We start from the raw sequence: 25584 nt of genomic DNA, 5'->3' as shown, positions 1-25584 counted from the left end.
CTCAGTCTTTCACAGTCAAAACCCGTAGCGCGTTTTTGTCGGTGCTGACGGGGCCCGAGATCAGGACAATGCTGTCGGCTTTGTTGGTGTAGCCGTGCTCGTTGGCGGCGGCGAGGGCTGCCATGGCCACGTTTTCGTTGGCATTGTAGAGCGTGCCTGACGTGCCCCAAACCATGCGCATGCGGCGGGCCACACGGCGGTCTGAGGTAAGAGCGATGATCGGTTTGACCGGACGTTCGCGGGCGATGCGTAGAGCCATGTTGCCGGAGACAGTGTAAACGGCGACGGCCGCTGAACCGACAACTTCGGAGATGTGTCGCGCGCCTGCTGCGACGGCATCGCGGATCGTGCGCTCGGGAATGGCCTGGCTGATGCGGATCATGGCGGGATAGCCGGAATCCTGTTCTACCGTCGACGCAATCCTGTGCATCGTGTTGACGGCTTCGACCGGATATTTCCCCGACGCCGTTTCGGCCGACAGCATAATGGCATCGACGCCCTCAAACACCGCAACCGATACGTCGGTGGCTTCGGCCCGCGTCGGCACCGGCGACGAAATCATCGATTCCAGCATCTGGGTTGCCACGATCACCGGGCGCCCCAATGCGCGGGCCTTGTGCACGATCATCTTTTGAATGCTGGGCACCTGCTCCATTGGCAGTTCAACACCAAGATCCCCACGCGCCACCATCACCGCGTCGCTTGCGCTGATGATCGCATCGAGATGCGGCAGCATCTGTGGTTTTTCGAGCTTTGCGACCAAGCCGAAGCTTGGCCCGACGAGTTGCCGCAGCGCGATCATGTCTTCGGCCCGCTGCACGAACGACAGAGCGATCCAGTCGATATCGAGTTGTATTGCGGCGCCGATATCGGCCCGGTCCTTTTCGGTCATCGACGCTGCCGGCAGTTCGGTATCCGGCAGGGAGACACCCTTGTTGCTGGAAATACGGCCACCATAGACGACCTCGGTATCCAGATGATCCTTGGCCACGGCGGTGACGCGCAAGGTGACCCGGCCGTCGTCGATCAGCAGACGATGGCCGACCTGGGCATGTTCGATGATTTCGGGATGGGGCAGAAACACCCGATCCTGATTTCCGGGCTCGGGAGTGTTGTCGAGCCTGAATGCTGCTCCCCCGGTCAGCTCATATGGCGCCTCAAAACGGCCAACGCGCAGCTTGGGCCCTTGCAGATCGACAAGGATGCCGATGGAGGTGCCAAGCTTCTCTTCGACACTTCGGATATCGGCAACCGCCTCGCGCAAAAGCGCGTGGCTGGTATGGCTCATATTGATGCGGAAGACGTCCGCACCCGCATTGATCAGTGCTTCAAACGCTGCCTGCCCCCATGACGCCGGCCCGATAGTGGAGATAATTTTGACCCGACGGGTTCTGCTCATTGGGCACCTGGTGCTGACGCGGAGGAAGGCAGGCCATCACCGAATGATGATGGCGCGGAAGTCGTTGACGTTGGTGAGCGTGGGACCAGTCATGGTCAGTTGACCGAGACTGTCGAAGTACTCGTAGGCGTTGTTGTCGTGCAGGAATGCTTCACGCCGCTGCATGTCGCCGCGCGCGGCCATATGTTCGTCAAACCACGCGCCGGCATTGTCTTCGGAGCCGTCGATGCCATCCGTATCGCAGGCAATCGCTGAGACCGGGACTTCGCCCATGCTAATGGAAAGGGCCAAGAGGAACTCCGCATTGCGCCCGCCGCGCCCCTTGCCGCGCACGGTGACGGTGGTTTCGCCACCGCTGAGCAGCACGCAGGGAGGGCCGGCTGGATCGCCAAACCGGCTGACCGATTTCGCAATACCGGCCATCAGCGTCCCGACTTCGCGGGCTTCGCCTTCAAGGGCATCACCCAGAATGAGCGGGCGCAGTCCAAAGCCAAGCGCCCGTCGTCCCGCCGCTTCCAGCGCCAGTCTTGGGCTGGCGATGATATGGACCGAGCCGCTTTGACCACCGCTGACCTTGTTCTGCCGGGCAATCGCGGCTGCCACGCCGTCCGGCAAAACGATTTCGTAGCGCCGCAGGATTTGTTCGGCCTCGGCAACCGAATTGTCGGCAATAACGCTCGGACCCGAGCCAATCATCGCCGGATCGTCGCCGGGGACATCGGATATGATGTAGGTCACGACCCTGGCGGGTGCCGCGAGGCGAGCAAGGTTCCCGCCCTTGATCGACGACAGGGTCTTGCGAACTGTGTTGATGGCGCCGATTGGCGCACCGGAGCGCAACATCTGCAGGGTAATGTCCTGCTTTTGCGCCAGGCTGACCCCATCAATGGGGCTGACCATTAGCGACGAGGCGCCGCCAGAGATCAGCACGACCACCAGATCGTCGGCGGTTGCATCCCGAACCAGGGCCTTGATGCGCTCGGCTGCTGCGAGGCCGGCTTCATCGGGGATCGGGTGGGCGGCTTCGACCACTTCAATCGATTGCGTCGGCGCCTGATGCCCATAGCGGGTCACAACTAGGCCGGAGCAAGGCGCATTCCAGGCCTTTTCGAAGGCTCCGGCCATACGGGCCGCCGCTTTGCCTGCGCCGACCACAATAGTCCGGCCCTTTGGCCGCGCGGGCAAAACCTTGTCGAACTTGCCCTCGGGGTATGACGCATCGAGCGCCGCTTCGAGCAAGCTGTGCAGGATATGCTGGCTGCTCGGCGCAACTTCGCTGTCGGACGCGCCCTGCGCGCCCGCGTGATTCTGAACTAGAGACATTGAGAGCTCGCTACCTGGCGGCGGATCAGCCGATTTCGTGAGCGCTGAGCAGTTCAATGGCGCGGATAAGGGCCGAGTGGTCCCAGGCCGATCCGCCATTTGCTGCGCAGGTGCTGAACAATTGCTGGCACATAGCCGTTGCCGGCAGGCCAATCTTGAGTGCGCGAGCGGACTCGAGGGCGTTGTTCAGATCTTTTTGATGCAGCTCGATGCGGAAACCGGGATCGAACGTGCGCTTGACCATGCGGTCGCCATGCACTTCCAGCACACGCGAGGAGGCGAAACCGCCCATCAGCGCATTGCGAACTTTTGCCGGATCTGCACCAGCCTTTGATGCAAAGACCAAGGCTTCTGCAACGGCCTCGATATTGAGCGCGACGATGATCTGGTTGGCGATCTTGGCGGTCTGGCCGTCACCGGCTTCGCCGACATGGGTGATGTTTTTGCCCATCAGCTCAAATAGGGGCCGCGCGCGCTCGAAGGCACTCTCGCTGCCGCCGGCCATGATCGAAAGGCTGGCCTGCTTGGCACCGACTTCGCCACCGGAAACAGGACCGTCGACATATTCAGCGCCCTTTTCGCGAACGCGATGGGCGAAATCCTTGGTCGCAATTGGGGAAATCGAGCTCATGTCGATCACCAGCTGACCGGGCTTGAGAGCATCGAAAACACCGTTCTCATCAAACAGCACGGCACGGACATGCGGCGTATCGGGCACCATGATGATCACGACATCGGCGCGTTCGGTAACTTCCCTGGAATTGGCACACAAAGTGGCACTCGACAGGGATTCCGGACGACCGGCGCGGTCAAAGACAAAAAGCTCGTGGCCAGCGTTGAGCAGATGGCCCGCCATCGGCGTACCCATAATGCCAAGACCGATAAAACCGATTTTCATAACAATACTCCTCAAAATCTCGCCTGACCGGGCTGGCCTGGTCAGAATGCAACGGCGATCCGCATCAGCATTTTTCTAAAGGTTGAGAGGGCGCTGCGAGGCGCCCTCTCGCTATGCTTACTTGCGTGCGGTGGCTTCAGCTTCCGATGCGAAACCGCGACGGATCAGGCTTGCTTCGCTACCAGCCTGGAAGCAGGAGAAGCCTTCGCGGTCGGCACGCCATGCGAGTGGGCCGCAAAGAGGAATGTCGTTGGCGTTGGCGGCCGCAGTGATCCGGTCGACCAGATCTTCGTACTGTGGCTCACCCTGCTTGTAACCCGAGAAGTTGCCCAGATCGCCCGAGGCGATGAACAGGGCGTCGATCCCTTCGACCTTAGCGATGGCATCGATGTTCTCGACGCCTTCCAGCGTTTCGATCATCAGGATGACAACGGTGTTCGCATTGGCCGTTGGGCGATAGCCACCTGGAACGTCAGCATACATGCCCCAGCGCTGCCCGCCGCCCTGGCTGTGCAGGCCAAAAGGAGGGAACTTGGACCACTGAACGGCCATGCGGGCTTCTTCTTCGGTGTCGATCGTCGGGAACACGAGAACCGTGGCGCCGGAGTCGAGTGCCTGCTGCACCTGATGCTCATCGACATATGGCAGGCGAGCGCCATGTGCTGCGGTGGCCTTGGGGCAAGACGCATACATACGGGCAACCGATTCCCAGCTGGTCGCCTGGTGCTGCATTTCAACCCAGGTAAAGTCGTAGCCGGCATTTGCGGCAGCGCAATAGGTACGCGGATCGGTCGCTTCGATAGTCACACCAACTAGATCGTCGCCAGCCAGGATCTTCTGCTTGGCGGTGTTCCAGATCGGCATTTCGCCTTCGACAACGTCACGCGGACCATACTCAAAGTCAGCGGCCTTGAACGCATCCTGCGCCATCACGGGCATTGCCAAAGCAGACAGCATCGATACTGCCACCACTTGCTTCAAGATACTCTTCATTTCGTTTTCCTTCCTCCACGCCAAGTTCTGGCGAAACGTGGGCGCGTTTTATTGAAGTCGCGCCGCCCACTTGCGCAAACTCTTTGATTTCGTCGTGATTTGACTCACTAGCGAAGTGAAAGTGCCGGGCTGTAGTGGTGCCGGACACGGTCCTCAAGAAGCGGGATCACCCGCTTTTCGAGAATTGCCTTAAAATGGGGGGTCTCACGATGTGCGGCCAATGCCGCCTGGTCGACATACGTTTCGATCAGCAGCAAGCGGTCTTCTGCATCGGTAGAACGCAAGACCTCATAGCCGACACAACCCGGTTCATCTGCACGCATAGCGCCGCTCATCTCTGTAAGCGCGTCCAATACTTCACCTACCCGACCAGGGCGAACAAAGTATTCAACAGTCATTATAACCACATCAGCACCATACATTACTGTAGAACTGACAAATGGCTAACGCGCACCTCAGCGCATGTCAAACATCAATGCAATTATTCTGTCGTAATGCTATCAAGCTATAATACTATTAATCAGATTTACTTCTGTTTTGCTTGAATCTTCAACGCTTCTGGTGTGCATTGACTCCACGCCCGCCGCCCGAATGCGGGAACGACCCAAATGGAGGAAAATCAATGTCTATAGTCTGGAATCTTGCCAAAACAGCCGGCCTGGCGGCTGTAGGTGTCATGCTCATGAGCACCGCCGCCCTGGCCCAGCAAACCGTTCGTATCAACGTGTCGATGCCCCAGAACGGGCACCACGGCGTGGCAATCGACGCTTTTGCAGCGGAACTCGAACGCCTCACCGAAGGGCGCTTTGACGTTGAGACCTTCTACGCAGGCTCACTTGGCGCGGAACGTGAGTCAATCGAAGGCGTCCAGCTCGGCACCCTCGAGCTGACCTTTACCTCGACCGGCCCAGTGCCGAACTTCGTGCCAGAGCTGCGCGTGCTCGATATTCCCTATCTCTTCCGCGACTACGCCCACGCGCGTGGCCTGCTCGACAGCGAAATCGGCGACGAACTGCTCGCCCGCTTCGAACCACACGGCATCAAGGGTCTGGCATGGGCCGATAACGGCTTCCGCCACATGACCAACAACGTGCGTCCAATCGTGGCGCCTGCCGATCTGAACGGCCTCAAGATGCGCACGATGGAGAACTCGGTCCACATCGCCGCCTATCGCGAGTTCGGCATCCTGCCAACGCCAATGGCTTTCACAGAGGTGTTTGCTGCACTGCAGCAGGGCGTTGTCGACGGTCAGGAAAACCCGCTTTCAGTGATCGAGTCAAACAACTTCCAGGAAGTGCAGAACTACCTGACCCTGACCGGCCACGTGTTCTCCCCATGCGTCTTCCTGATGAACCTCGAGCTCTACAACGACCTCTCTGAAGAAGATCAGGCTGCATTCGTTGCCGCCGCTAAGGTTGGCGCTGCTGCCAACCGCGCCCGCGTTGACTCCGATGAAGCCAGCGCCATTGGCTCGATGGCCGCAGAAGGCCTGCAGATCGTCGCCGAGATCGATCGCGACGCTTTTATTGCCGCAATCGGCAAGGCCAACGAGCAGTTCGTTGCCGACTTTGGCGCAGAAGAAATCGCGCGCATTCGCGACTTCCAGCCGTAAGACGTCCCTCCCGCGAGCTGGCCGGTGCCCTACGGGCGCCGGCTATTGCCGTGCGGTGCCCGGCGTATTCGCACACCACCCCATAGTCGGCGCAACGACCCTAGCGGTTATGTTGCTGGAGATTCTCTAAATGAGAGCGCAATTTCTCCGGGTGGACAAGTATATCTCACTTGTCATCTCGTACATCACCTCTGCTCTACTGGCCCTGGCAGCTTCGCTCGGCCTTCTGCAGGTCCTTTCCCGCTTCCTGTTCAAATTCCCCTTCGAATGGACAGAGGTACTCATCCGCATCAGCCTGAACTGGATGGTGTTCCTTGGCATAGCCGTCGTGTTCCGTATGGGCGGCATGATCACCGTCGACATGATGCGGCGCCTGATGCCGCAAAAGTACCAGCTGTTGCACAGTCGAATCCTTGCCGTCATCACCATCTGCTTCCTGCTATTCCTCGGCTACTGGGGCTGGATTTACGCCAATCGAGGCGCGACGCAGACGATCATCGGCCTCGAGTTCATCTCAGTGTTCTGGGCTTATCTTAGCATCCCCGTTGGTTGCTTCTTCGGCACGCTCGCTGTCATCGCGAATTACATCGATCCGCCGAAAGACTCCACCGATGTCGAAATCGAAAACACCATCTAGGAGACGATGATGTCTATCGTAATGCTTATCGTCATTCTGGTTGGGTTTGCGATCTCGCTACCCGTCGCCGTATCGATTGGTACGGCTGGGGCTGTCGGCCTCTGGATGAGCGGCACCAACATGCTCATCCTGCCCAAAGAGATCTATACGGCTATTGACAAATTCCCGCTTGCGGCCATTCCCTTCTTCATTCTCGCCGGCAACGTCATGGAACGCGGCGGCATCTCGATGCGTCTCGTCGAACTGGCCAAGTCCATGGTTGGCGGCCTCAAGGGCGGCCTCGCGGCCACTTGCGTACTCACCTGCATGATGTTCGCCGCTATTTCGGGCTCATCGATCGCTACCACCTTCGCGGTGGGCGCCATCTTGATACCGGCGCTGATCAAGCACGGCTATCCCCGCCCCTATGCGGCGGCCCTGCAGGCAACGTCCGCCGAACTTGGCATCATCCTACCACCGTCAATTCCACTGATCCTTTATGGTGTGGCCGCTGAGGTTTCGATCGGCCAGTTGTTCATCGCCGCCATCGGACCAGGCCTGTTCATCGGCTGTGTCATGCTGGGTTTCACCCTGATCTACACGCGGATCAAGGGCTACGGCCAGAACGACAATGTCAACCGAAAGGCGCTGTCTAAGGCATTTGTTTCTGCCCTGCCCGCACTCAGCCTGCCCGCCATCATTCTCGGCGGCATCTATAGCGGTATCACCACGCCAACCGAAGCATCGGTTGTGGCGGTGTTCGCGGCGCTGCTGATCGGCATGGTGGTCTACCGCGAGATCAAGTTCTCCGACATTCCGCAAATCCTGCGCAAGTCGGTGGTCTCCACAACGATGATCATGTTCATCATCGCCTGTGCCGGCCTCTTCAGCTACCTGATCACCCGCGCCGGTGTTCCGGCCCAGGTTGGTCGTTTCCTAAGCGATGCCTTCCACGACCCACTGATCTTCCTGCTCATGCTTAACGTTGGTCTATTGCTGATCGGCATGATCCTCGAAACCAACTCAGCTGTTCTTGTGTTGGCACCGATCCTGGCTCCAGTGGCCATCAGTATGGGCGTCGATCCGGTCCACTTCGGTATGATCCTGATCATCAACCTCGCAATCGGCATGGTCACCCCACCTCTGGCAGTGAACGTTTTCGCTGCATGTACAGTTGGTCGAATACCGTTCGACCAAGTGGTCCCAAGACTGCTGCCAATGATCCTCATGATGATCGCGTGTCTGCTGGTTGTGACCTACTTCCCGCCGATCACGCTTCTACTGCGCGACCTAGTCTACAACTAGGCAGCCCACCCAAATTGAAAAGCCGCCGTCTGCAGACGGCGGCTTTTTTTTATTGTCAGGCTAGCGATCAGAGAAGATGCATATCAGGGGATGGCCGAACTAAGCGGCAGCGACACAATGATCGGAGAATTGCCCATGCTGATATGTGCGTTGCCAATCCCCTCGACGATGACATCAGACATCGCCTCGCTTGCCCCCGCCGCGTTTCTTTCCTTGATGCGGTCAAGGATCAGCTTGTGACGCGAGATCGACAGTGCCTGACGCTCTGGCGAGTCAATGGGAGCGCTGATTTCGAAGGCGCAAAGAATGCTGGCCTCGATGATCGAACCAAAGCTTTGGATGAACGGGTTATGCGACGCCATAAGGATTTCCTGGTGGAACCACAGATCAGGCTCGGCATAGGTCTGCCGTGTCGCGTGTTTCTGGTCCATCTGATCCAGAAACTGTTCCATCCGCTCGATATTTTCTGGCGTTCGGCGCACGGCGGCCATCGCCGCGGCCGCAGGCTCTAGCGCCTGCCTGACCTCATAAAGTCGAACCAAGAACTCTGAATCAACACCCAGCTCAAGGCGCCACGACAATACTTGCGGGTCGAAGTAATTCCAGAACGCTGATGGCAATACACGTGTGCCAATTTTGGTTTTGGCGACAACTAAACCCTTGGCAGCAAGCGTTTTAAGAGATTCCCGAAGCGCTGTTCGCGAAACTCTGAATTCATCAATCAAATCGCCTTCATTCGGCAGCGTATCTCCGGCGACGTACACTTCGCCTAGGATTCTTTTCGCAATCTCTCTAGTTATCAAATCATGTGTAGACCTGATCTGCCCATCAATATTCAGACGCGGCATTCCGTCCTTTGACGATCCAAATTCATAAATGTTAGAATGTAACAATGTCCCCTCCAATACAGAGCAAACATCAGGACGAATATATAGTTATTTTTGTTTTAGGTGGCTTTATTCGTCCCGAGCAATGCCCGTACATCCATTAGAACCGCATAAGAAGCACATGGCAAGCGGGTAGAGCTCATCCTTTAATAATACTAATGCACTACGTCGCGACGGGGTTTGGCACAATACATTACGGGCAACGCACCAAGGTCATCGTCCTTGCAACACCAGCAGAAGCCCAGCAATAGAGACCATCGTCTTTGTATCTGACGATGCCAAAATTCAAAGAGCTGCTTTCCTACTACGCGACAAAACCCGACATTCGCCGACCCAGGTCGCGGAACTTATTGTATCCGCGCGAGTAGATACCGGCATTGGCCTGATTGGGCTCGAACGACTTCGATTTGGTGATGAAACTCGATACCTTACCCCAGTCATCTTCAAGGCCGGCTCCAATCGCAGCAATCCACGCAGCGCCCAAACAAGAGCCAGGGTGGCCGGACAGCCGTTGCAGTGGTCGCTGCAATATATCGCTGACCATTTGCATCCAGACGTCGCTACTAGAGCCACCATCCGAAACATAGCAATTGGTCACCGAGTGGCCCATCTCGGTGAAAACCTCGACGTGATGCGCGATGGCATAGCCGTACCCCTCAAGCAGTGCACGCCAGACGTGCCCCACGCCATGAGTGAAGCTTAGACCTGTCAGAGTACCCCGCAGTGCGGGATCGTGGATGGGAGTCTTTTCGCCCAGAAAATAGGGCAAAAATATCAACCCGTCGCTACCAGGCGCGACGCTACCCGCCAGTCGGTCCAGTGTTTTGAGCAAACCGTCGTGGTCGTCGCTACTGGCTAACGAACTGGCGAAGTTGGCTGCAAACCAGTTCAGCCCGGAGCCGCCCGTCGACATGCATCCATTGGGCATGTAGAGGCCAGGTACCAGGTGGTAGTCCAGATACATCCGGGAATCCGGAGCAACGATGTCGGTCGAAACCAGAACGTCAACCGCCCCACCGAACTTGAACAGAATGTCACCAGGGCGCGTCACACCTGCCGCGTACGCGGAAGCGATATGGTCCGCCGCCCCAGCGACCACCGGCGTTCCAACAGCCAGCCCAGTTTCAGCTGATGCTTGCTTGGAGATGTGCCCAACTATCTCTTCGCTGCGATGCATGGGAGGAAGATTGCACCGCCCAATATGTGCAAAATTGATGAGATCATCATCAAGTTCATGAGTCTGCACGTTTACGAAACCAGCTTCCAGCGCCCAATTTCGGTCGATGGAGCGCTCGCCTGTAAGCTTGAAGTTTATGTAGTCATAGGAGCCGAGCACCGTGTGAATGCGCGAGAAAACCTCAGGCTCGTGGCGCTCCAACCAACGAAGCTTGGCGCCCACCAACTGCTGATTGATGCCATTGCCGGCCTTGGCAATGAAAGCAACTTCATCAGCCTCAGCCTTCAGATCGATAACCTCTTGTCCGGCCCGGCCATCACTTTGCTGGATCGAGGGACGCAACAATTGGCCTTCCGCATCAAGCAGGACAACTGCAGGTAACATGCCCGCGACTCCAACGGCTTTGATCTGCCCGGGACCAACACCAGACCTGGCGATTAGCTCCCGGGAAATCTCGCAGAGGTTAGACCACCACTGCGCAGGGTCCTCCTCAGCCCAGGCGGCATGTGGAGTTGATAGAGTAACACTGCGCTTGACCACAGCGACAACGCGACTAGGCAGCTCTATTAAGATGCCAATTGTTGACGTGGTTCCAATATCAAAGCCGACAACGAAGGCCATCGCGCGCTCTCCTGCGGGTAAAGTTGGGCGGCTCAACTGCTTGAGAGCCGCCCACACATGTTTGTGCGGCTATCGCAGCGTTTCGACTTTGTCCATGAACCGCTTCACGCGATCGCCATCAACTGGCTTCCAGGTATTACCATCCACCTTAAAGTGAGTGCCAACAATCACGCCCTGCGCGACGGTGAAAATGTCAGCAACCGAGTCGATGTTCACGCCCGTGTTGGCAAAAATTGGTACGTCCGTGAGCGCTTCAGCGACCTTACGCAGATTGGACTGATCAGCAGGCTCGCCAGTAAGCGGGCCCGATACCAGTATGGCATCAGCAAGCGACGAGAACACGGCGCTACGCGCGCGCATCTCGATCGGCCGCTGATCCAAAGCATGGGCGAATTCAGCGTTAATATTGAAGAACAGCTTCATGTCATCGCGACCAAGATTACGGCGTAGCTGGGCTGCGCGCGCTGCATTCGGCTCCCACACACCCATGTCCGATGCGAACACGCCGGTAAAGATCTCACGCACGAAGCTGGCGCCCGTCGTAGCACCGATAGCCACGCTGGCCTGGGGATCCCAAAGGAAGTTCACGCCGAACGGAACTTTGATGTTTGGCTTCACGGCCGACACGACCGCTGTCATAGCCGCCACACCTTCCTTCGGAGCATCGAACACATAAGGTCGATCGTTTTCATTTCCGAACATCACAGCGTCGACGCCCGCGGCTTGGAGCTTCTCCAAGTCGGCGTTAGCGCCATCGATAAGCGCCTGCATACCGCCTTTGGCGTTATAGAGCGGCGTGCCAGGCAAAGCCCCGATGTGGACCATTGCCACCACGACCTTCTTTTTAGCGCCGAAGAAGTCAAAAACCATGTCAAACTCCAAATAGTTATTCCTACGGCTCCACGAGCCCCGGATTTCTCACCAACAAGCCACAACCCCACATCAAATGTAAACACTCAAACTAACAATTTCGCACATAATTTTCGTTTGCTCGTGTTCGTCTGTGCGTTAATGTTCAAAAAAACAATGTAGGAGATATCATGTCAGATCGCGGAATCGCCCAGGATTTGAAGGGCAAACGGGCTTTGATAACAGGCGGAGCAACCGGCATTGGTCGCGCCATTGCAACGGCACTTGTGAATCAGGATGTGCGAGTAGCAATTGCAGACATCGACCTGGACAGAGCGCAGGAAGCGGCACGTGCACTTGGTGGGGACAGCATTGCAGTCGCAGTCGACGTCAGAAAGCGCGATTCTGTCGAGTATGCCTTCTCAGCGGTCATAAACCAGTGGCAAGGCTTCGATATTCTGATTGGCAATGCCGGCGTGTCGACAATGAAAGCCGCGGTGGATTTGACGGACGACGAGTGGGACTTCAATTTTGACGTCAATACGCGCGGTATATTCCTTACCAATCAGATTGCTGCCCGCCACTTCCTGTCCACAGGCAAGGGCGTCATTGTAAATACAGCGTCACTGGCGGCCAAAGTCGGCGCCCCTTTGCTGGCACACTACTCAGCGTCCAAGTTCGCTGTTCTCGGGTGGACGCAGGCGCTCGCGCGCGAATTGGCTCCGCACGGCATCCGCGTCAATGCCGTCTGTCCGGGATTTGTAAAGACGGGAATGCAGTCACGTGAAATCGAGTGGGAAGCCCAGCTCCGGGGCATGACTCCAGAAGGCGTCTACCAGAGCTATGTCGACCAAACACCACTCGGGCGCATCGAGACGCCCGAAGATGTTGCCAGCGTTGTGGTGTTCCTGTGCTCAGACGCCGCCCGCTTCATGACCGGTCAAGGCATCAACGTCACTGGCGGCGTTTACATGGGCTAATCGAGCTCACCCGATGTTTTGCGGGGCAGGCAAGATGTAAACGCCGAACTGACGAATAGTGCCAAGTGGCCAGATATCAAGATGATATCTGGCCACTGTCATTTTGGCGGGCTCAGCCTCCCAAGGCCCTGAATTACAAAAACCAACCAGACCCGCGTCGTCAGCGAGACCGGCAGAACGAGCGAGAGGGGGTATTCCCGCTCTCAGAACGCCGCTGCGCTATTTACTGGAGATGCCGTCTTTGGTGGCACTTTCGTCGCCTGTGTTTGCAACGCCTATGCATTGCTGTCAGAGCAGAACCAAAAGTCCAGAAGCCGTGGGACTGACCATCCTTAGTCCATCCCACGGCTGCGTCTTGCTCTCGTAACGTTCCGGGCCAGCCACGCGAGCGCGAAACGTCATGTGCCCGGTTCACAAAGGCGTCGCCCTATCGCACATGCAGTCGGTCAACCTTGAACACCAGATTGATCAAGAACAGCGCCAATAGGGTAACAGCGATCATGGATGCAGAAACCGCATGTACGGTCGGCTCCAGAATGTTGTTGGCCTCGGCATAGATGATAACGGGCAATGTGGTCATGCGAGCGGTGGTCAGGAAGCTCGTCACGGTCACTTCGCCAAAACTCATCAGGAAGGTGATGATGGCCGACGCCACCAATCCAGGCATAAGGTTAGGGATTATGACTAGGAAGAAGCGTCTCGGACCGTTGGCGCCTAGACTCTGTGCCGCCTCCTCCTGGGAGCGATCCAGTTGCTGGATCGACGTCGTCAGAAGGGCCAAACAGAATGGCAAGATCAGCACGACATGGAGAGCCAGAAGGCCGATGAAAGTCGGCACGGCGGTGAAGTACTGCAGCAGGCGCAACATTCCAACACCAATAGCAACCCCTGGCAAAGACAGCGGCAGTGTCCAGAAGATCATCAGCGCGCCAATTCCAAGGAAACGATAGCGCGAGAGAGCAAAAGCCGCTGGGAGAGCAAGAGCCAAGGCAATCACAGTAGCTGCGGCACCCAATTGCAGGGAATTGATGAAGCCCTTGATATAGGGACCTTGCAAGAAGACAATCTCATACCACTTCAGAGTGAACCCCTTAAAAGTGGCGAGCGTCCCCTGCGAAACGTCGTTGAAGCTTTGGACGCAGACCAGAAGGAGTGGCATCAGCAGCAAGACCAGCGCCGAGAACAACAGCAGTTTTGAAACGACCGGGCCAACCACATCAAGGACGCGCACCAATCCGGGCGGGAGCGTGAAGGACGCGCTGGCCGGAACATTTCGTTGCCACGGCATAAGCCTTGAGAATACCCATATGCAGATTGCTGCAAAGGCAATGCATGCCACTGTCATGACAAGCGCAAGAGCCGCAGCAGTGGGAGTGTTGAGATTGGCAATTGCTTCCTGCCAAACCAACATACCGGTAGTCCACACGCGCCCGCCACCCAGAATGCGTGCAGACACATATGCGGTGGACGACATCATAAAGACGATGATCATGCCGGCCCGCAACCCCGGTAAAGCCAGTGGGAGTCGGACGGTCCAAAAATTGACGGTCTTTGAAGCGCCCAGGCTTTCAGCGGCTTCGAACACGCGAGGTGATGTGCCTTGCAGGTTGTCGTAAAGCGCCAGAACAATGAAAGGCATGAACACCTGCGCCAGCGAAATCGCCACCGCAAAATGATTGAAAAGCATGTTCGTAATCGGCGGGATGCCAACGAACCCTAGTGCCACATTGATGAGACCGTCAGGGGCAAGCAAAAGCACAATGCCGAGCGAGCGCACCACCACGTTGGTCAAAAGCGGGATCAAAATGACCATGAAGGCGAGTGGTCGCCAGCGTCCGGGGACGCTGACGAGCCACAGAGCAAGTGGGAACCCTAAGACCGCAGACAAGGCAGTAACTACCATGCCAAGTGCTACGGTTTCCCATACCACGCCCAAGTAGAAGTGATCGCCAAGTATCAGGGCGAATTGGGCGATGCTAGGCGCAACGAACAGAGGGCCAAATGGATCTGCATAGGGATGCAGCGACATCAAAATAACCACCAGGAAAGGTGCTGCAAAAGCAACCAGAAGCCACAAGGTGATCGGTGTAGCGAGTATCTGTCCGTGCAATCGCATTTTAGCCTGCAATCTCCCGGTTGAAGCGGCTAGACCATGCGGCCTGCTGGGAAGCGATGTACTCCCAATCAAGGTTCGGCATGCGCTGGATCTGTTCGGGAGTGAGCAGCTTGCCCTTGAGATCGTCAGGCACAGCAACGTTTGTCACGGTCGGCGAATAGTAGGCTTCGCGCATATAAGCCTGCATGCAAGGTTCGCTCAGGTGCAGGTTCACCCACTCTTCTGCCAGAACCTGATTGGGTGCTCCGACGGGAATACATGCAACGTTCATGGCAGCGCACTGACCTTCGATCGGGTCAGCGACTTCAATGTTTGGGTTAACCTGTTCTGACTGACGACGTGCGTGCGAGCCAAATTCAACGGTCAGGTCAGCAAGGTCCTGATCAAACATCTGGAACGCCTGCTCGGCGCTGTTCTGAAGAGCGGCAAATGGCTTGAGCTCACGGACTTTCTCGAAACCGATGTCCATATTCTTCTCGTCGCCGCCCCATGCGAGCGACGACATGACAAGCGCCGCAGTGGCTTGGGACCCCGGATACAGTGGGAAGGCAATACGCCCCTTCCACTCATCGTTCCACATGTCCTTCCACGAGGTGATCGGGCTGGAAGCCTTGCGCTTATCGTAGGCAATGGTGACGGGGTTGAATGCAACTCCATAGCCACCCAGCTTGGCCATATCATAGAGATGTTCGGCCTGCGGAACAGCTTCAGAGGCAGGTTGCGTAACCCCGTCCGCAACAGCCTGGCGGCTCTCATAGATATTGAGGTAGATCACGTCAAAGCTTGGGCGGCCACGCTCTGCGTAGGCGCGTGCGCGGCGCTCGCCGGTGCCACCAAGCACATAGCTCACCGTGCAGCCATATTTTTCAACCAGTGGCTTCTCGACATGCTCGCGAACGATGCGTTCCTGCACGCCACCCCAGATGCCGATAACCAGCTCATCACCAGCCTTTGGCTGTGCGATTGCAGGTCGAATGAAATGGAACGGCGCGACCACGCCTGCCCCAAGAACAAGTTTACCGAAAGTTCTTCGTGTCATCTTCATTTTAAGTTCCTCCTCCTTCTTTAATTCAGATAAACGCGACGCCCCCCGGTAGGACGTGCAGCGAGCACCTCTCACCAACGCCGGGCACCTTCAAATCCGACGGCGTAACAACTCGGACCCGTCCGGCCGGAGTAGTGACGTCGGTTTCCACCACATCGCCCAGGAATGACGACGAACTGACCTGACCGCTCAAGATCAAAGGACCAGCTGCGGCATCAAATCGGAGGCGCGAAGCGCGAAGCACCAACGCACTCGTTCCCTCCGGCACATCTGGCCATTGAAACTCCACCCCCTCAAAGACCCCAGCCTTTGTCTGCCCGGAAAGAACAGTTCGCTCCCCAAGGAACGACGCGGTGAAAGCAGAACGTGGATTGTCAGAAAGCGCACGCGGCTCTCCCACCTCGACGATACTGCCCTTGTTCATGACGACGACGCGGTCAGCCATCGCCATGGCCTCTTCCTGGTCGTGTGTGACGAACACGGTCGTGATCGACAGGCGTTGCTGCAGCGTGCGGATCTCCGTCCGCATTTCGGCACGCAACAAAGCGTCAAGGTTCGATAAAGGCTCGTCGAGCAGCAGCACGTCCGGCTCAATGACCAAAGCGCGGGCCAGCGCGACGCGCTGCTGTTGCCCACCTGACAGATTTGCCGGATAACGATCGCCAAACTGCCCCAGGCTAACTAAGTCCAAAGCTGCCTTGGCACGCTCGTTGCGTTGCTGCTTTGGCACGCTGCGCATGCGTAGGCCGAAAGCCACATTTTCAAGCACGGTTAGGTGCGGAAACAGGGCGTAGGACTGGAATACGATACCGATATTGCGCTGATGCGGCGGGGTGCGGGTTATTTCCCGAGAGTTGACGACCACCCGACCGCTGGCCGGCTTCACGAAGCCTGCGATCATGCGCAGCGTCGTGGTCTTGCCACAACCTGACGGGCCGAGCAGCGCGACAAGCTCGCCCTTTTTGATCTTTAGGGAAACATCCTTGGCCGCAGTAACACCGCCATAGGATGCAACAAGATTGTCGAGCTCAAGATAGGCCGGTGATCCGGCACCCGCATCGTTTTGATTGCAATCCGTCATAGTCGATGTAATCCATTGAAGGCAGTGGCTTTAGCCAGCCGTGACACCGGGAAGTCGCTGACTTCCTGGGTAATCTTGACCAGCGCTCGAGCGGCTCTTTCGACCGCCTCTTCTCCTCGCACAGCGTCTGCGGATGCAGCGTCGCCGCTGACGCCCGCCGGATGCAAATCCTGCGACTCCCACCCAAAACCCGCGGCGCCGTCCGGACGCAAAATCTCGAACTCCTGCTCCATCTGCATGGAGAGCGGTTTGAAATTTTGCGCAAAGTTCATATCCACTTTTTGCGGCTTGAGATGGAGCATCAAACTCGTCTCGACCTCCCCGCCATGGATGCCATGCAGCATCTCTCGGTCGGAAAACATGTCACTTTGATCGATGGTGTTGAACCACGAGGCTCCCACGGCAAGCATGCCGAGCTTCACGCGAAGCTCACGGCACACAATTTCCATGACCTGCGGTTGACCGCCATGGGAGTTGAAAAAGATGATCTTGCGGCAGCCGGCGCGATGTACGGACTCGCCGATCTCAAACCACATTCGAGCGAGGGTCTCGTAAGAGAAGCTCAGCGTACCCGGATATGCATGATGCTCATTTGACTTACCTACCGGGAGCATAGGCAACACTAAGGCCGGAAGATTGGGCGCCATCAGTTGAACGGCCCTCTCCACGATGCCCGCATTGATGGTCGCATCCACACTGACGGGAAGGTGCGGACCATGTTGCTCCACAGCCCCCACCGGCTGAATGGCTACGATATCGTCCATTTTGAGTTGAGAGAAATCTAAGGTGCTGTGGTCCCACCACCAATGTGACTTTAAAGCCATCTATGCCGCCTCAAGTGATATTCGCTGAACGTAATCTCACATAATCCAACAATTCAAACAACAACGAAATTCAAACACACAGAAATCTCCCACGCTTTTTTTAAACAGCCGCTATCTGGCAGATGGCACAGGATTGGTGCGCGCAAACAGAGCTTAATTAGTCTGAGTCCGCCTGGGGCTGCAGAGCAGGGCGAACACCACAGCTGATACGCCAAAGCCCACAACCACTCCGCCGACGCCCCGCAACGCCAACTCTCCACCCATGGCAAAGCCGACAAGCAATGGCCCGATTCCTGCCAGCAGCAATCCAAAGCCATGCATCATGCTGGATAGACCGGCACCGCTCCCCGCTCGATCGTTCAGCATTACATAGGAAAGACAGAGTGTTCCGCCCTGCCCGACTCCCAGCCCGATTGCCGCCGGCCATATCAGTGCCCAGGGTCCAAAAATCAGCGTCAGGAATGTGCACAGTGTGGTGAATGCAAGAACGGCCGCAACAACTCCAGCACGCGTTCGCAACGCTTGAAATACGAGCGGCAGCATCACACCGATGGCTTGGCTGGCAATGGAGCCAGACGCCAGCATTGCCGCTTCACCCGCCTGCAGCCCGCGCACGCGAAGGATAGGAACGATCCAGATGAAAACGATGAAAGCCAAAGCGGACTGACTGCCGAAATAGAACGTCAAAAACCATCCGCTGCGGCTTGCAACAGGGAGTTTGTGATGACCTGAGACCGCAACTTCGCTTGGAAATTTCAGCAACAGCCAAATAACCAGCGCTACGACGGCGGGGAGCAGGGATGAGCATAGAGCCACCTGCCAGCTTGCCGTGTGGTCAAAGACAAATATGGTCGAGACAGGCCCCGAGGCGGCGCCGGCGATCACGCCGAAAGTCATCGCCCCAGCCGCCTGCGGGGGTGCCTTGTCGCCAAACTGGCGGATAGCCAGCGGCAAGATCGCTCCTAGAAGACCTATTTGCAGAAACAACAGTAGGGTCATAGTCAGAAGAGCAAACGACTGCCCCGTCGTCCGCAGCAAGATCGCGGCACATAGACCAACAAGCAGCCCCGCCACAGCCTTCTGTAGCTCGACATAAGTTAGCAAATAGCCGCCGAATAGACTTGCAGCACCGAGCAGAAATATGCCCACGCCCCCGATCGCCGCTGACCACGCACCATTCAGCTGCACAGCGGCTAAAACGATGTCGGAGAGAGCGGAAAAACCAGTTATGGAAGATCGCAAATTGAAGGCACAGAGAAAGATAGCGGCGAGGATGAGGGCGCCGGGTCGACGATTCACAGTCAAATTTTGCCCCAATCACTCAAACCCAGCCCCGATCAACATGATGGACTTTGTTGTATTTTGTTGTTTTATGTTGCAATGGTCGTTGGGAATCAAGGTGGAAGGGAGCATCGCTTGAAAACGCTTGAGCTTGGATCAGAACTATCGCGTGAAGAAGTGCTATCAAGTTGCCTCACATGGTCTCAGCAGTTTAGCGCCGAATACCCTCCATGCATGGCCAATCATCTGCCAATGGTCCTCGTGATCATGGACCGCGCCGGCGCGCCAGCGACCAGAATGGAAGAATTCTGCGAGCAGTATCGCGTTGCCAACAATCTCCAGTTGGTGACAGAGCGGATGGCGGCGATTACGCCGCAGAATTGGCGGGACTTCCTTGGCCAGCGAGAGCGCGAAGCAGATTTTAGGGCGTTTTTTGCTGCAGAAGTGGCACACAGGGGCGGACGCGACGCAGCACGACACTATCTACCAATTCTCTATGAGGGTTTCGCAGCGAGCGCCATCCACGCCTTCATGCGTATGGCCTACGCCGCCTATACCAACAACGACACAGAAATTGCCATCGCCCTCGCCTATTGGTCGAGCACCTACCTATGCTTGGGCGTCGCTGACGGCTCCGCGCCCACGACCAGAGAACCGCTGGATGTTCTGAAGTACATGTACGGGCCTGACGCCTTTAGAGGCGTGAAAACCGAGATAGATCTACTTTGGCACAACATGCGGGCAATTTCCGGTAAATCCGAATTTGGACCGGTCGTCAACATGCTGGAAATTGATGACGGAACACTCGCCAGACTAGCGAACGCCTCGCTCACCCTCTTCGCCTCGACTGAAGATTTCTCTGCCCTACATGCGCTAACGGGCGCGCACTGGTTGAGGTTTATCGAACCCTATTCTCCCGACAACAGAGTTGCCATGCGTTACTTTTGGCAAGCAATTTCCGCACTGGTTCCCAAAATCGGCTTCCCAGTCCTTGCCAGCCGGGAGCAACTCGACGAATGGCGCAACCTGTCGCTGCCCGACTGGCCCGAGCTGTTCGCAGAAGCATTGAAGCACTCAATGCATGGCGCATCAGAAGCTGAAGAACATGACCTGAGCCTGACCTTCTCGGCGTCCCAAGAGTTCAAGCTCTATGGCGACCGGCTTTACCAGTATGTCACCGCCAGAAGACTCAAGTTGATCTAATCCACTCCTGCAAAAAATCGAAAGTCACGCTATGAAGTTACGATCACACTGGTGGAGCGATCTTTCCACGCGCGAGTTCTCAGATTTGGACATGTCTGAACTTGTTGCTGTATTGCCTGTAGGTGCCACGGAGCAACACGGGCCACATTTGGGGGTCGGCGTTGATGCAGTGCTGGCACGAGGCGTTGTAACGCGTGCAATTGAGCTGATGTCACCGGATTTTCCGGCGTTGGTTTTGCCTGTTCAGGAAATTGGTAAATCTGACGAGCATTCGGAGTTCAGCGGCTCTCTGGCATTTAGCTACGATCTGGTGGCTCGCATGTGGTTCCAGATCGGTGAAGCCGTTTATCGGTCCGGTTGCCGCAAGATCGTGTTCGTGAATGCCCATGGTGGCAACCGCGCCGTCATGGAAATTGTCTGCCGGGAGCTACGCGTAAAGCTCGGCATGCTGGCAGTCGCAAGCTCTTGGTCCCGCATCTTTGATCGCAGTGATCTGTTCAGTGAATTCGAACTGAAGCACGGCGTTCATGGCGGAGAATTTGAGACGAGCGCCATGCTTCATATCCGGCCGGATCTGGTGGACATGGCCTACGCAGATAATTTTGAAACTGTGTCTGTTTCGATGGCGCAGGAAAACACTCTATTGGGCCCCCATACTGAGGCCTCTTTTGCTTGGCAGGCGCAGGATTTGCATCCAGCGGGTGCGAGCGGAAATGCCGCCGCCGCCGATGCCGAGCGTGGCAAAGAAAGCGTCGACCGCGCAGCAAAAGCACTCCTGACAATCATCAGTGAGATGCGCGCGTTTCCATTGGACAGATTGAAAAGGGAAACTGAATTCAATCGAAGCTCCCTGTAACCCGGTGGATAGGAACGAAAGCACGAATGCTTTTAAAGAACGCGCGACTGCCAGATGGCAGGCTTGTCGATTTGCTCCTTGATGGCGAGCAAATTCTCAGGGTGGACGAACCTGGCAGGGTTGAGGAGTCTGACGATGTTTACGACCTGGAAACCGCACTGGTTTCCCCAGCGTTCATCGACGGGCACATTCACTTGGACAAGACCTATTTTGGTTGCCCTCCCGTCCCTCACCAGGAAGGGGTTTCTGTCAAAGAACGCGTTGCGATAGAACGCGTCGAGCGCCACAAGTTGCCACTTCCTGTGCGTGAGAGAGCATCAGCGCTTCTCAAACATTTGCTCAAGAATGGCACGACACGCGTCCGTTCACACGTGGACATAGATTCAGATATTGGCCTAAAGCACCTCGAAGCTCTCGTAGACGTTCGCGCCACTTTCGCTGACTACATCGATATCGAGATCGTCGCCTTTCCGCAAAGCGGCATCACAAGCGAACCGGGCATGCCCGATTTGCTTGATGCAGCATTGCGCTCTGGGGCAGACCTTATCGGAGGACTTGATCCGCTTGGGTTTGACGGCGAGGTTAAGGAACACCTGGACGTGATCTTCTCCTTGGCTGAGAAGCACGGCAAAGGGATCGATATCCACCTGCATGACGGTGGCGAAAACGGCGGAAACGAACTCCGCGATATCGCTCGACGGACAATCGCCGCAGGGATGGAGGGGCGCGTTGTGGTGAGTCATGCGTTCGCATTGGGCATGCTGGCGGCCTCGTCGTTCGCAACAACAAGCGACCTCCTCGCCAAGGCGGGCGTTTCGATTATGACATCCAGCCCCGCCCCCGTTCCGGTTCCACCTATTCGTCGCCTGCAGAATGCCGGCGTCAACGTCTTTGCCGCTTCAGACAATATACGGGATTGCTGGTCGCCATTTGGCAACGGAGATATGCTCGACAGGGTGGGCATAGTCGCCCAGCGGCAGGAAATGTTGACGAATGAGGATTTGCAGCGGGCTTTTGATCTTGCGACATTCTCTGCAGCAAAAGCTCTAGGCATAACTCGCTATGGCCTGGACGTCGGATGCGCTAGCGATTTGGTGGTTCTGGTCGCTCCGAACATCGAGCAGGCGGTGATCGGTGGCGCTCAGCCAAGGAAGATGGTCATTCGCAGGGGTAAGCTCGTCGCCGTCTCCGGCGAACTAACAAGTATCCCCTAACGCGGTCCAATTGGGGAGGATTGCAGGACGGTGTGATTGAGTACGTGTCCGAGGTTGTTATAAACTGTATGCTGGTTTGAAAAGCGCACACGAATCTTGGCACGGCCGAGTATTTTTATAGGGACCAAGACGATGCAACGTATCAATCCTCAACCGTCCAACGCTCACTCCGCCCTGCCGTCACAAGCACGCCAGCAAAAAATTCTGCAGCGCGTGCATGCCGACGGATCCGTTTCGGTCACTCAAATTGCCCGAGAACTTCAGGTTTCAGACATGACGGTACGGCGCGACCTTATCGAACTGGAGAATGACAAAAAACTCCTTCGGGTCCACGGCGGTGCGGTACTTCTGCCTGAAGATAACGAGATTGCCGTTGACCGAAATGAGCCAGTATTCGCCCTTAGAATGCGTAAGCAATTCGATGTAAAACAACGAATTGCTGCGGCCGCGGCAAAACTATTAGAGGATTCTCGAACCATTGCAATTGATGTTGGAACAACAACATTCCAAATGGTAAAACACATACCTGACACACCAGGGCTGAAAGTATTCACGAACAGCCTTCGCATCGCAGCAGAAATATCAACTCCGAATCGAGAGGTCTACATCGCTGGCGGACGCATTCGTGACGGAGAACTGGCTGTGGGTGGCGCATCTGCTGTCGCCCAATTCAGCAAGCTCTGGTTTGATACAGCTGTTATCGGCATTTCCGGACTGACGACGACGGGTCTCTACGACTATTCATTCGACGACACCGAGATGAAGCGCATCTATATCGAACGCTCCAATTATAAGATCGCTCTGTGCGACTCTTCCAAATTCGAACACATGTCGTTGGTCAAGATCTGCAATTTGTCCGGCATTTCGGCGATAGTAACTGACGCCCTGCCCCCCGATCCGCTGATGAAGGCGCTCGAGGCCGCAGATGTGACAGTCGTCGTCGCTTAGTTCTGTAAAAATAAACACCAGCAGCAGCAAGCTTCCGAGGTCGGCGGTATTACCCTCTTTCCGCCAGTTCCAACTCTCTACCCAGCCATGAAATCAACCGATCGAGCGCAGGGTTACCTTGGCTGTGGGCGGGTGTAAGGATGTAGTAGCCGCCGAGGTGGATATCGGTCTGGAAGAGTTCCACCAGTCGGCCGGCGGCGAGGTCGGCGGCGGCGAGGATGCGGCTGCCGAGCGCGATGCCTTGGCTGGCGCGGGCGGCGTCGAGCCCAAGGCTCGCGTCCCATAGGCGCGGTCCGTGCAAGCGATGGCCGGTGCCGACGCCAGCGGCGTCGAACCAGTCGGTCCACTGGCGGTGGCTTTCTTCGTGGATAAGGGGCCAATTGGGCAGGTCAGCGAGAGACGCCGGCGTGCCGTGGGTGGCCAACCATTGCGGGCTGGCCAACGGAAACATGCGGGGACGCAAGAGCGGTCGGCCGGTCGCAGCGAGAGTGCCGAAATCACCGAAGCCGATGGCGAGATCGGCCTCACCGCTGGCGAAATCGGGCAAGGAGTCGGTGGAGCGCAGCACCACGTCGGTGCCGCGCAAAATCTCTTCGATAACGGCAAGGCGTGGGGTCAGCCAGCGTGTGGCAAGGCCTGGAATGCACCAGATACGCAGGATCGCCCCAGCACGTGCAGAGCGCAGTTCGCCCGCAGTGTTGGCGATCAGACGAAAAGCCTTCGTGACCGAGGCCATCAGAATTTGCCCCTCGTCGGTCAACACGACCCCGCGCGGACCCGCTGTCAGCAACTTGCGACCCATCCAGCTTTCGAGGTTGCGGACGTGCCGACTGACCACAGTGTGGCTGACGCCCAGATCGTCGGCGCCCTTGCGCATGGAGCCAGTGCGGCCCGTGGCCTCAAAGGCGCGCAGCATCAGCAGCGGCGGCAGGCGCGCGGCGGTGTCTTCGCGGGTGGGCAAGGCGATATCTCCAGTGGTGACACTGATGCACCACACTGCACCACATAATCACATACCGCCCCGCCCGGGCAACGGCATAGGCTGCGCCAAACTGAGGAGTATTGCCATGACCGACAACGCCACCCTGCAGACCCGCCGCCAGACGGCCTTGCCACGCGGCATCGGCACAGCTTTTCCAGTGTTTGCGCAGCATGCCGAAGGCAGCGAATTGTGGGACGTCGAGGGCAATCGCTATATCGACTTTGCCGCTGGCATCGCCGTGCTCAATACCGGCCATCGCCACCCCAAGGTGATGGAAGCGGTACGGGCGCAGCTGGAAAGCTTCACCCACACGGCCTTCCAGATCGTGCCCTATGAGCCCTATCTGGCGGTCTGCGAACGGCTCAACGTCATGGCGCCGTTTTCCGGCCCGGCAAAGTCGGTGCTATTTTCGACCGGTGCCGAAGCGGTCGAAAATGCCATCAAGATCGCCCGCGCCCATACCGGTCGCCCCGGCGTCATCGCCTTCAGCGGTGGCTTTCATGGCCGCACGACTTTCACCATGGCACTGACCGGCAAGGTAGCGCCCTACAAGAAAAAGTTCGGCATTTCGCCTCCGGGCGTCTTCCATGTGCCCTTCCCCGCCGACTCGCATGGCGTCAACGTCGCCGAGAGCCTGCGCGCGTTGGAAACATTGTTCCGCGCCGATATCGATCCGAGCGAAGTCGCAGCCATCATCATTGAACCGGTACAGGGCGAAGGCGGTTTCCTACCAGCGCCAACCGAATTGCTGGTGGCGTTGCGCCAGATCGCCGACCAGCATGGCATCGTCCTGATTGCCGACGAAATCCAGACCGGCTTTGCGCGCACGGGCAAGATGTTCGGCATCGAACATTCTGGCGTTGAGCCTGATCTCGTAACCGTGGCGAAGGCATTGGCCGGTGGTTTCCCGCTATCGGGTGTGATCGGTCGCGCCGCGATCATGGACGCACCAGAAGTTGGCGGCCTCGGCGGCACCTATGCCGGTAGCCCCGTAGCCTGCGCCGCAGCTCTAGCTGTGCTGGACGTGATCGTCGAAGAAGGGCTGGTGGAACGCGCCAACCGCATTGGAGCGCGGATCAAGGCGACGCTGGAAACAGCTTCGCTGCGCAACGACATTACCCCCATCGCGTTTATCCGTGGCCCCGGCTCGATGGTGGCGTTCGATATCGTGTCGCGCAGTGACGGCAGCCCCGATGCGGCAGGCACCAAGAAGGTCATTCAGGCGGCGCTGTCCGAAGGGTTGATCCTGTTGTCCTGCGGCATCCACGGCAATACCATTCGGCTACTCAACCCGCTGACCATCAGCGATGATCTGCTGGATGAGGGGCTGGAAAAGCTCGAGAAAGCGCTCATTGCGGCAGGAAACTAAGGACA

At 57.1% G+C, this 25584-nt stretch carries 23 protein-coding genes; 9 read left to right on the top strand and 14 right to left on the bottom strand.

What is annotated here, in order from left to right; genetic code table 11:
* Position 1: 1 nt before the first annotated feature.
* The 5 genes from pyk to ABIE28_RS01615 form a co-directional block, all read right to left on the bottom strand.
* The gene (gene pyk, locus ABIE28_RS01635) at positions 2 to 1399 is read right to left on the bottom strand and encodes a pyruvate kinase (protein ID WP_354059518.1); all 1398 of its coding nucleotides are present in this window, start codon (positions 1397 to 1399) and stop codon (positions 2 to 4) included.
* Between the two features lie 36 nt (positions 1400 to 1435).
* Positions 1436 to 2722 carry a glycerate kinase type-2 family protein gene (locus tag ABIE28_RS01630; protein WP_354059516.1) on the bottom strand — a complete coding sequence of 429 codons (1287 nt, stop codon included), beginning with the start codon at positions 2720 to 2722 and terminating at the stop codon, positions 1436 to 1438.
* Positions 2723 to 2747: 25 nt separating this feature from the next.
* Positions 2748 to 3620, bottom strand: a complete 873-nt coding sequence (locus ABIE28_RS01625) for a 2-hydroxy-3-oxopropionate reductase (protein ID WP_354059514.1) — start codon at positions 3618 to 3620, stop codon at positions 2748 to 2750.
* Positions 3621 to 3737: 117 nt separating this feature from the next.
* Positions 3738 to 4613 (bottom strand): HpcH/HpaI aldolase family protein, encoded by an 876-nt coding sequence (locus ABIE28_RS01620; RefSeq protein ID WP_354059512.1) that lies wholly within the window; start codon positions 4611 to 4613, stop codon positions 3738 to 3740.
* A gap of 107 nt (positions 4614 to 4720) precedes the next feature.
* Positions 4721 to 5011 carry a putative quinol monooxygenase gene (locus tag ABIE28_RS01615; RefSeq protein WP_354059511.1) on the bottom strand — a complete coding sequence of 97 codons (291 nt, stop codon included), beginning with the start codon at positions 5009 to 5011 and terminating at the stop codon, positions 4721 to 4723.
* A 284-nt stretch (positions 5012 to 5295) separates the two neighbouring features.
* Between ABIE28_RS01615 and ABIE28_RS01610 the strand changes: the two genes are divergently transcribed.
* From ABIE28_RS01610 to ABIE28_RS01600, 3 genes are all read left to right on the top strand, one after another.
* Positions 5296 to 6225, top strand: coding sequence for a DctP family TRAP transporter solute-binding subunit (locus ABIE28_RS01610; RefSeq protein ID WP_354059509.1), 930 nt, complete (start codon positions 5296 to 5298; stop codon positions 6223 to 6225).
* A gap of 130 nt (positions 6226 to 6355) precedes the next feature.
* Positions 6356 to 6862, top strand: coding sequence for a TRAP transporter small permease (locus tag ABIE28_RS01605; RefSeq protein ID WP_354059507.1), 507 nt, complete (start codon positions 6356 to 6358; stop codon positions 6860 to 6862).
* Between the two features lie 9 nt (positions 6863 to 6871).
* Entirely contained in the window at positions 6872 to 8146 is a 1275-nt protein-coding gene (locus ABIE28_RS01600) for a TRAP transporter large permease (protein ID WP_354059505.1), read from the top strand.
* Positions 8147 to 8229: 83 nt separating this feature from the next.
* Here ABIE28_RS01600 and ABIE28_RS01595 read toward each other — a convergent pair whose 3' ends face one another.
* The 3 genes from ABIE28_RS01595 to ABIE28_RS01585 all read right to left on the bottom strand — a co-directional run bounded on the left by ABIE28_RS01595 (position 8230) and on the right by ABIE28_RS01585 (position 11701).
* Positions 8230 to 8994 (bottom strand): FadR/GntR family transcriptional regulator, encoded by a 765-nt coding sequence (locus tag ABIE28_RS01595; RefSeq protein ID WP_354059503.1) that lies wholly within the window; start codon positions 8992 to 8994, stop codon positions 8230 to 8232.
* Between the two features lie 343 nt (positions 8995 to 9337).
* Positions 9338 to 10831 (bottom strand): FGGY-family carbohydrate kinase, encoded by a 1494-nt coding sequence (locus tag ABIE28_RS01590; protein WP_354059501.1) that lies wholly within the window; start codon positions 10829 to 10831, stop codon positions 9338 to 9340.
* A 69-nt stretch (positions 10832 to 10900) separates the two neighbouring features.
* Positions 10901 to 11701 (bottom strand): BtpA/SgcQ family protein, encoded by an 801-nt coding sequence (locus ABIE28_RS01585; protein ID WP_354059499.1) that lies wholly within the window; start codon positions 11699 to 11701, stop codon positions 10901 to 10903.
* Positions 11702 to 11871: 170 nt separating this feature from the next.
* Here ABIE28_RS01585 and ABIE28_RS01580 point away from each other — a divergent pair, with 170 nt between their 5' ends.
* Entirely contained in the window at positions 11872 to 12660 is a 789-nt protein-coding gene (locus ABIE28_RS01580) for an SDR family NAD(P)-dependent oxidoreductase (protein ID WP_354059497.1), read from the top strand.
* 427 nt (positions 12661 to 13087) lie between these two features.
* Here the strand turns inward: ABIE28_RS01580 and ABIE28_RS01575 are convergent, their stop codons facing one another.
* From ABIE28_RS01575 to ABIE28_RS01555, 5 genes are all read right to left on the bottom strand, one after another.
* The gene (locus ABIE28_RS01575; RefSeq protein WP_354059495.1) at positions 13088 to 14776 is read right to left on the bottom strand and encodes an ABC transporter permease subunit; all 1689 of its coding nucleotides are present in this window, start codon (positions 14774 to 14776) and stop codon (positions 13088 to 13090) included.
* A gap of 1 nt (position 14777) precedes the next feature.
* Positions 14778 to 15821, bottom strand: coding sequence for an ABC transporter substrate-binding protein (locus ABIE28_RS01570; protein WP_354059493.1), 1044 nt, complete (start codon positions 15819 to 15821; stop codon positions 14778 to 14780).
* Positions 15822 to 15846: 25 nt separating this feature from the next.
* The gene (locus ABIE28_RS01565) at positions 15847 to 16902 is read right to left on the bottom strand and encodes an ABC transporter ATP-binding protein (protein WP_354059491.1); all 1056 of its coding nucleotides are present in this window, start codon (positions 16900 to 16902) and stop codon (positions 15847 to 15849) included.
* Positions 16899 to 17726 carry a creatininase family protein gene (locus tag ABIE28_RS01560; protein ID WP_354059489.1) on the bottom strand — a complete coding sequence of 276 codons (828 nt, stop codon included), beginning with the start codon at positions 17724 to 17726 and terminating at the stop codon, positions 16899 to 16901. Before ABIE28_RS01560 ends, ABIE28_RS01565 begins: the two co-directional genes overlap by 4 nt.
* Before the next feature lie 153 nt (positions 17727 to 17879).
* The gene (locus ABIE28_RS01555; RefSeq protein ID WP_354059487.1) at positions 17880 to 19031 is read right to left on the bottom strand and encodes an MFS transporter; all 1152 of its coding nucleotides are present in this window, start codon (positions 19029 to 19031) and stop codon (positions 17880 to 17882) included.
* Between the two features lie 210 nt (positions 19032 to 19241).
* Between ABIE28_RS01555 and ABIE28_RS01550 the strand changes: the two genes are divergently transcribed.
* The 4 genes from ABIE28_RS01550 (at position 19242) to ABIE28_RS01535 (ending at position 23228) form a co-directional block, all read left to right on the top strand.
* Positions 19242 to 20210 carry a questin oxidase family protein gene (locus ABIE28_RS01550; protein ID WP_354059485.1) on the top strand — a complete coding sequence of 323 codons (969 nt, stop codon included), beginning with the start codon at positions 19242 to 19244 and terminating at the stop codon, positions 20208 to 20210.
* Between the two features lie 31 nt (positions 20211 to 20241).
* Positions 20242 to 21066: a creatininase family protein gene (locus ABIE28_RS01545; RefSeq protein ID WP_354059483.1), complete on the top strand. Its 825-nt coding sequence runs from the start codon at positions 20242 to 20244 to the stop codon at positions 21064 to 21066.
* A gap of 26 nt (positions 21067 to 21092) precedes the next feature.
* Positions 21093 to 22280, top strand: a complete 1188-nt coding sequence (locus ABIE28_RS01540; protein WP_354059481.1) for an amidohydrolase — start codon at positions 21093 to 21095, stop codon at positions 22278 to 22280.
* A gap of 132 nt (positions 22281 to 22412) precedes the next feature.
* Positions 22413 to 23228: a DeoR/GlpR family DNA-binding transcription regulator gene (locus tag ABIE28_RS01535; protein WP_354059479.1), complete on the top strand. Its 816-nt coding sequence runs from the start codon at positions 22413 to 22415 to the stop codon at positions 23226 to 23228.
* 49 nt (positions 23229 to 23277) lie between these two features.
* Here ABIE28_RS01535 and ABIE28_RS01530 read toward each other — a convergent pair whose 3' ends face one another.
* On the bottom strand, positions 23278 to 24189 hold the full coding sequence (locus ABIE28_RS01530) for a LysR substrate-binding domain-containing protein (protein ID WP_354059477.1): 912 nt from the start codon (positions 24187 to 24189) through the stop codon (positions 23278 to 23280).
* Positions 24190 to 24295: 106 nt separating this feature from the next.
* On the opposite strand from ABIE28_RS01530, the gene gabT reads away from it, so the two are divergent.
* Entirely contained in the window at positions 24296 to 25579 is a 1284-nt protein-coding gene (gene gabT / locus ABIE28_RS01525) for a 4-aminobutyrate--2-oxoglutarate transaminase (protein ID WP_354059475.1), read from the top strand.
* Positions 25580 to 25584: the final 5 nt, after the last annotated feature.

Source organism: Devosia sp. 2618 (genome assembly GCF_040546815.1).
Lineage (GTDB): Bacteria > Pseudomonadota > Alphaproteobacteria > Rhizobiales > Devosiaceae > Devosia.
Note: the sequence above shows the minus strand (reverse complement) of the source record. Positions and strands in the feature narration are given on the sequence as shown.

Excerpts from the sequence above, each read along its gene's own strand:
- pyk (WP_354059518.1), bottom strand. The coding sequence starts at position 1,399 with ATGAGCAGAACCCGTCGGGTCAAAATTATCTCCACTATCGGGCCGGCG.
- ABIE28_RS01630 (WP_354059516.1), bottom strand. The coding sequence starts at position 2,722 with ATGTCTCTAGTTCAGAATCACGCGGGCGCGCAGGGCGCGTCCGACAGC.
- ABIE28_RS01625 (WP_354059514.1), bottom strand. The coding sequence starts at position 3,620 with ATGAAAATCGGTTTTATCGGTCTTGGCATTATGGGTACGCCGATGGCG.
- ABIE28_RS01620 (WP_354059512.1), bottom strand. The coding sequence starts at position 4,613 with ATGAAGAGTATCTTGAAGCAAGTGGTGGCAGTATCGATGCTGTCTGCT.
- ABIE28_RS01615 (WP_354059511.1), bottom strand. The coding sequence starts at position 5,011 with ATGACTGTTGAATACTTTGTTCGCCCTGGTCGGGTAGGTGAAGTATTG.
- ABIE28_RS01610 (WP_354059509.1), top strand. The coding sequence starts at position 5,296 with ATGAGCACCGCCGCCCTGGCCCAGCAAACCGTTCGTATCAACGTGTCG.
- ABIE28_RS01605 (WP_354059507.1), top strand. The coding sequence starts at position 6,356 with ATGAGAGCGCAATTTCTCCGGGTGGACAAGTATATCTCACTTGTCATC.
- ABIE28_RS01600 (WP_354059505.1), top strand. The coding sequence starts at position 6,872 with ATGTCTATCGTAATGCTTATCGTCATTCTGGTTGGGTTTGCGATCTCG.
- ABIE28_RS01595 (WP_354059503.1), bottom strand. The coding sequence starts at position 8,994 with ATGCCGCGTCTGAATATTGATGGGCAGATCAGGTCTACACATGATTTG.
- ABIE28_RS01590 (WP_354059501.1), bottom strand. The coding sequence starts at position 10,831 with ATGGCCTTCGTTGTCGGCTTTGATATTGGAACCACGTCAACAATTGGC.
- ABIE28_RS01585 (WP_354059499.1), bottom strand. The coding sequence starts at position 11,701 with ATGGTTTTTGACTTCTTCGGCGCTAAAAAGAAGGTCGTGGTGGCAATG.
- ABIE28_RS01580 (WP_354059497.1), top strand. The coding sequence starts at position 11,872 with ATGTCAGATCGCGGAATCGCCCAGGATTTGAAGGGCAAACGGGCTTTG.
- ABIE28_RS01575 (WP_354059495.1), bottom strand. The coding sequence starts at position 14,776 with ATGCGATTGCACGGACAGATACTCGCTACACCGATCACCTTGTGGCTT.
- ABIE28_RS01570 (WP_354059493.1), bottom strand. The coding sequence starts at position 15,821 with ATGAAGATGACACGAAGAACTTTCGGTAAACTTGTTCTTGGGGCAGGC.
- ABIE28_RS01565 (WP_354059491.1), bottom strand. The coding sequence starts at position 16,902 with ATGACGGATTGCAATCAAAACGATGCGGGTGCCGGATCACCGGCCTAT.
- ABIE28_RS01560 (WP_354059489.1), bottom strand. The coding sequence starts at position 17,726 with ATGGCTTTAAAGTCACATTGGTGGTGGGACCACAGCACCTTAGATTTC.
- ABIE28_RS01550 (WP_354059485.1), top strand. The coding sequence starts at position 19,242 with ATGGCCAATCATCTGCCAATGGTCCTCGTGATCATGGACCGCGCCGGC.
- ABIE28_RS01545 (WP_354059483.1), top strand. The coding sequence starts at position 20,242 with ATGAAGTTACGATCACACTGGTGGAGCGATCTTTCCACGCGCGAGTTC.
- ABIE28_RS01540 (WP_354059481.1), top strand. The coding sequence starts at position 21,093 with ATGCTTTTAAAGAACGCGCGACTGCCAGATGGCAGGCTTGTCGATTTG.
- ABIE28_RS01535 (WP_354059479.1), top strand. The coding sequence starts at position 22,413 with ATGCAACGTATCAATCCTCAACCGTCCAACGCTCACTCCGCCCTGCCG.
- gabT (WP_354059475.1), top strand. The coding sequence starts at position 24,296 with ATGACCGACAACGCCACCCTGCAGACCCGCCGCCAGACGGCCTTGCCA.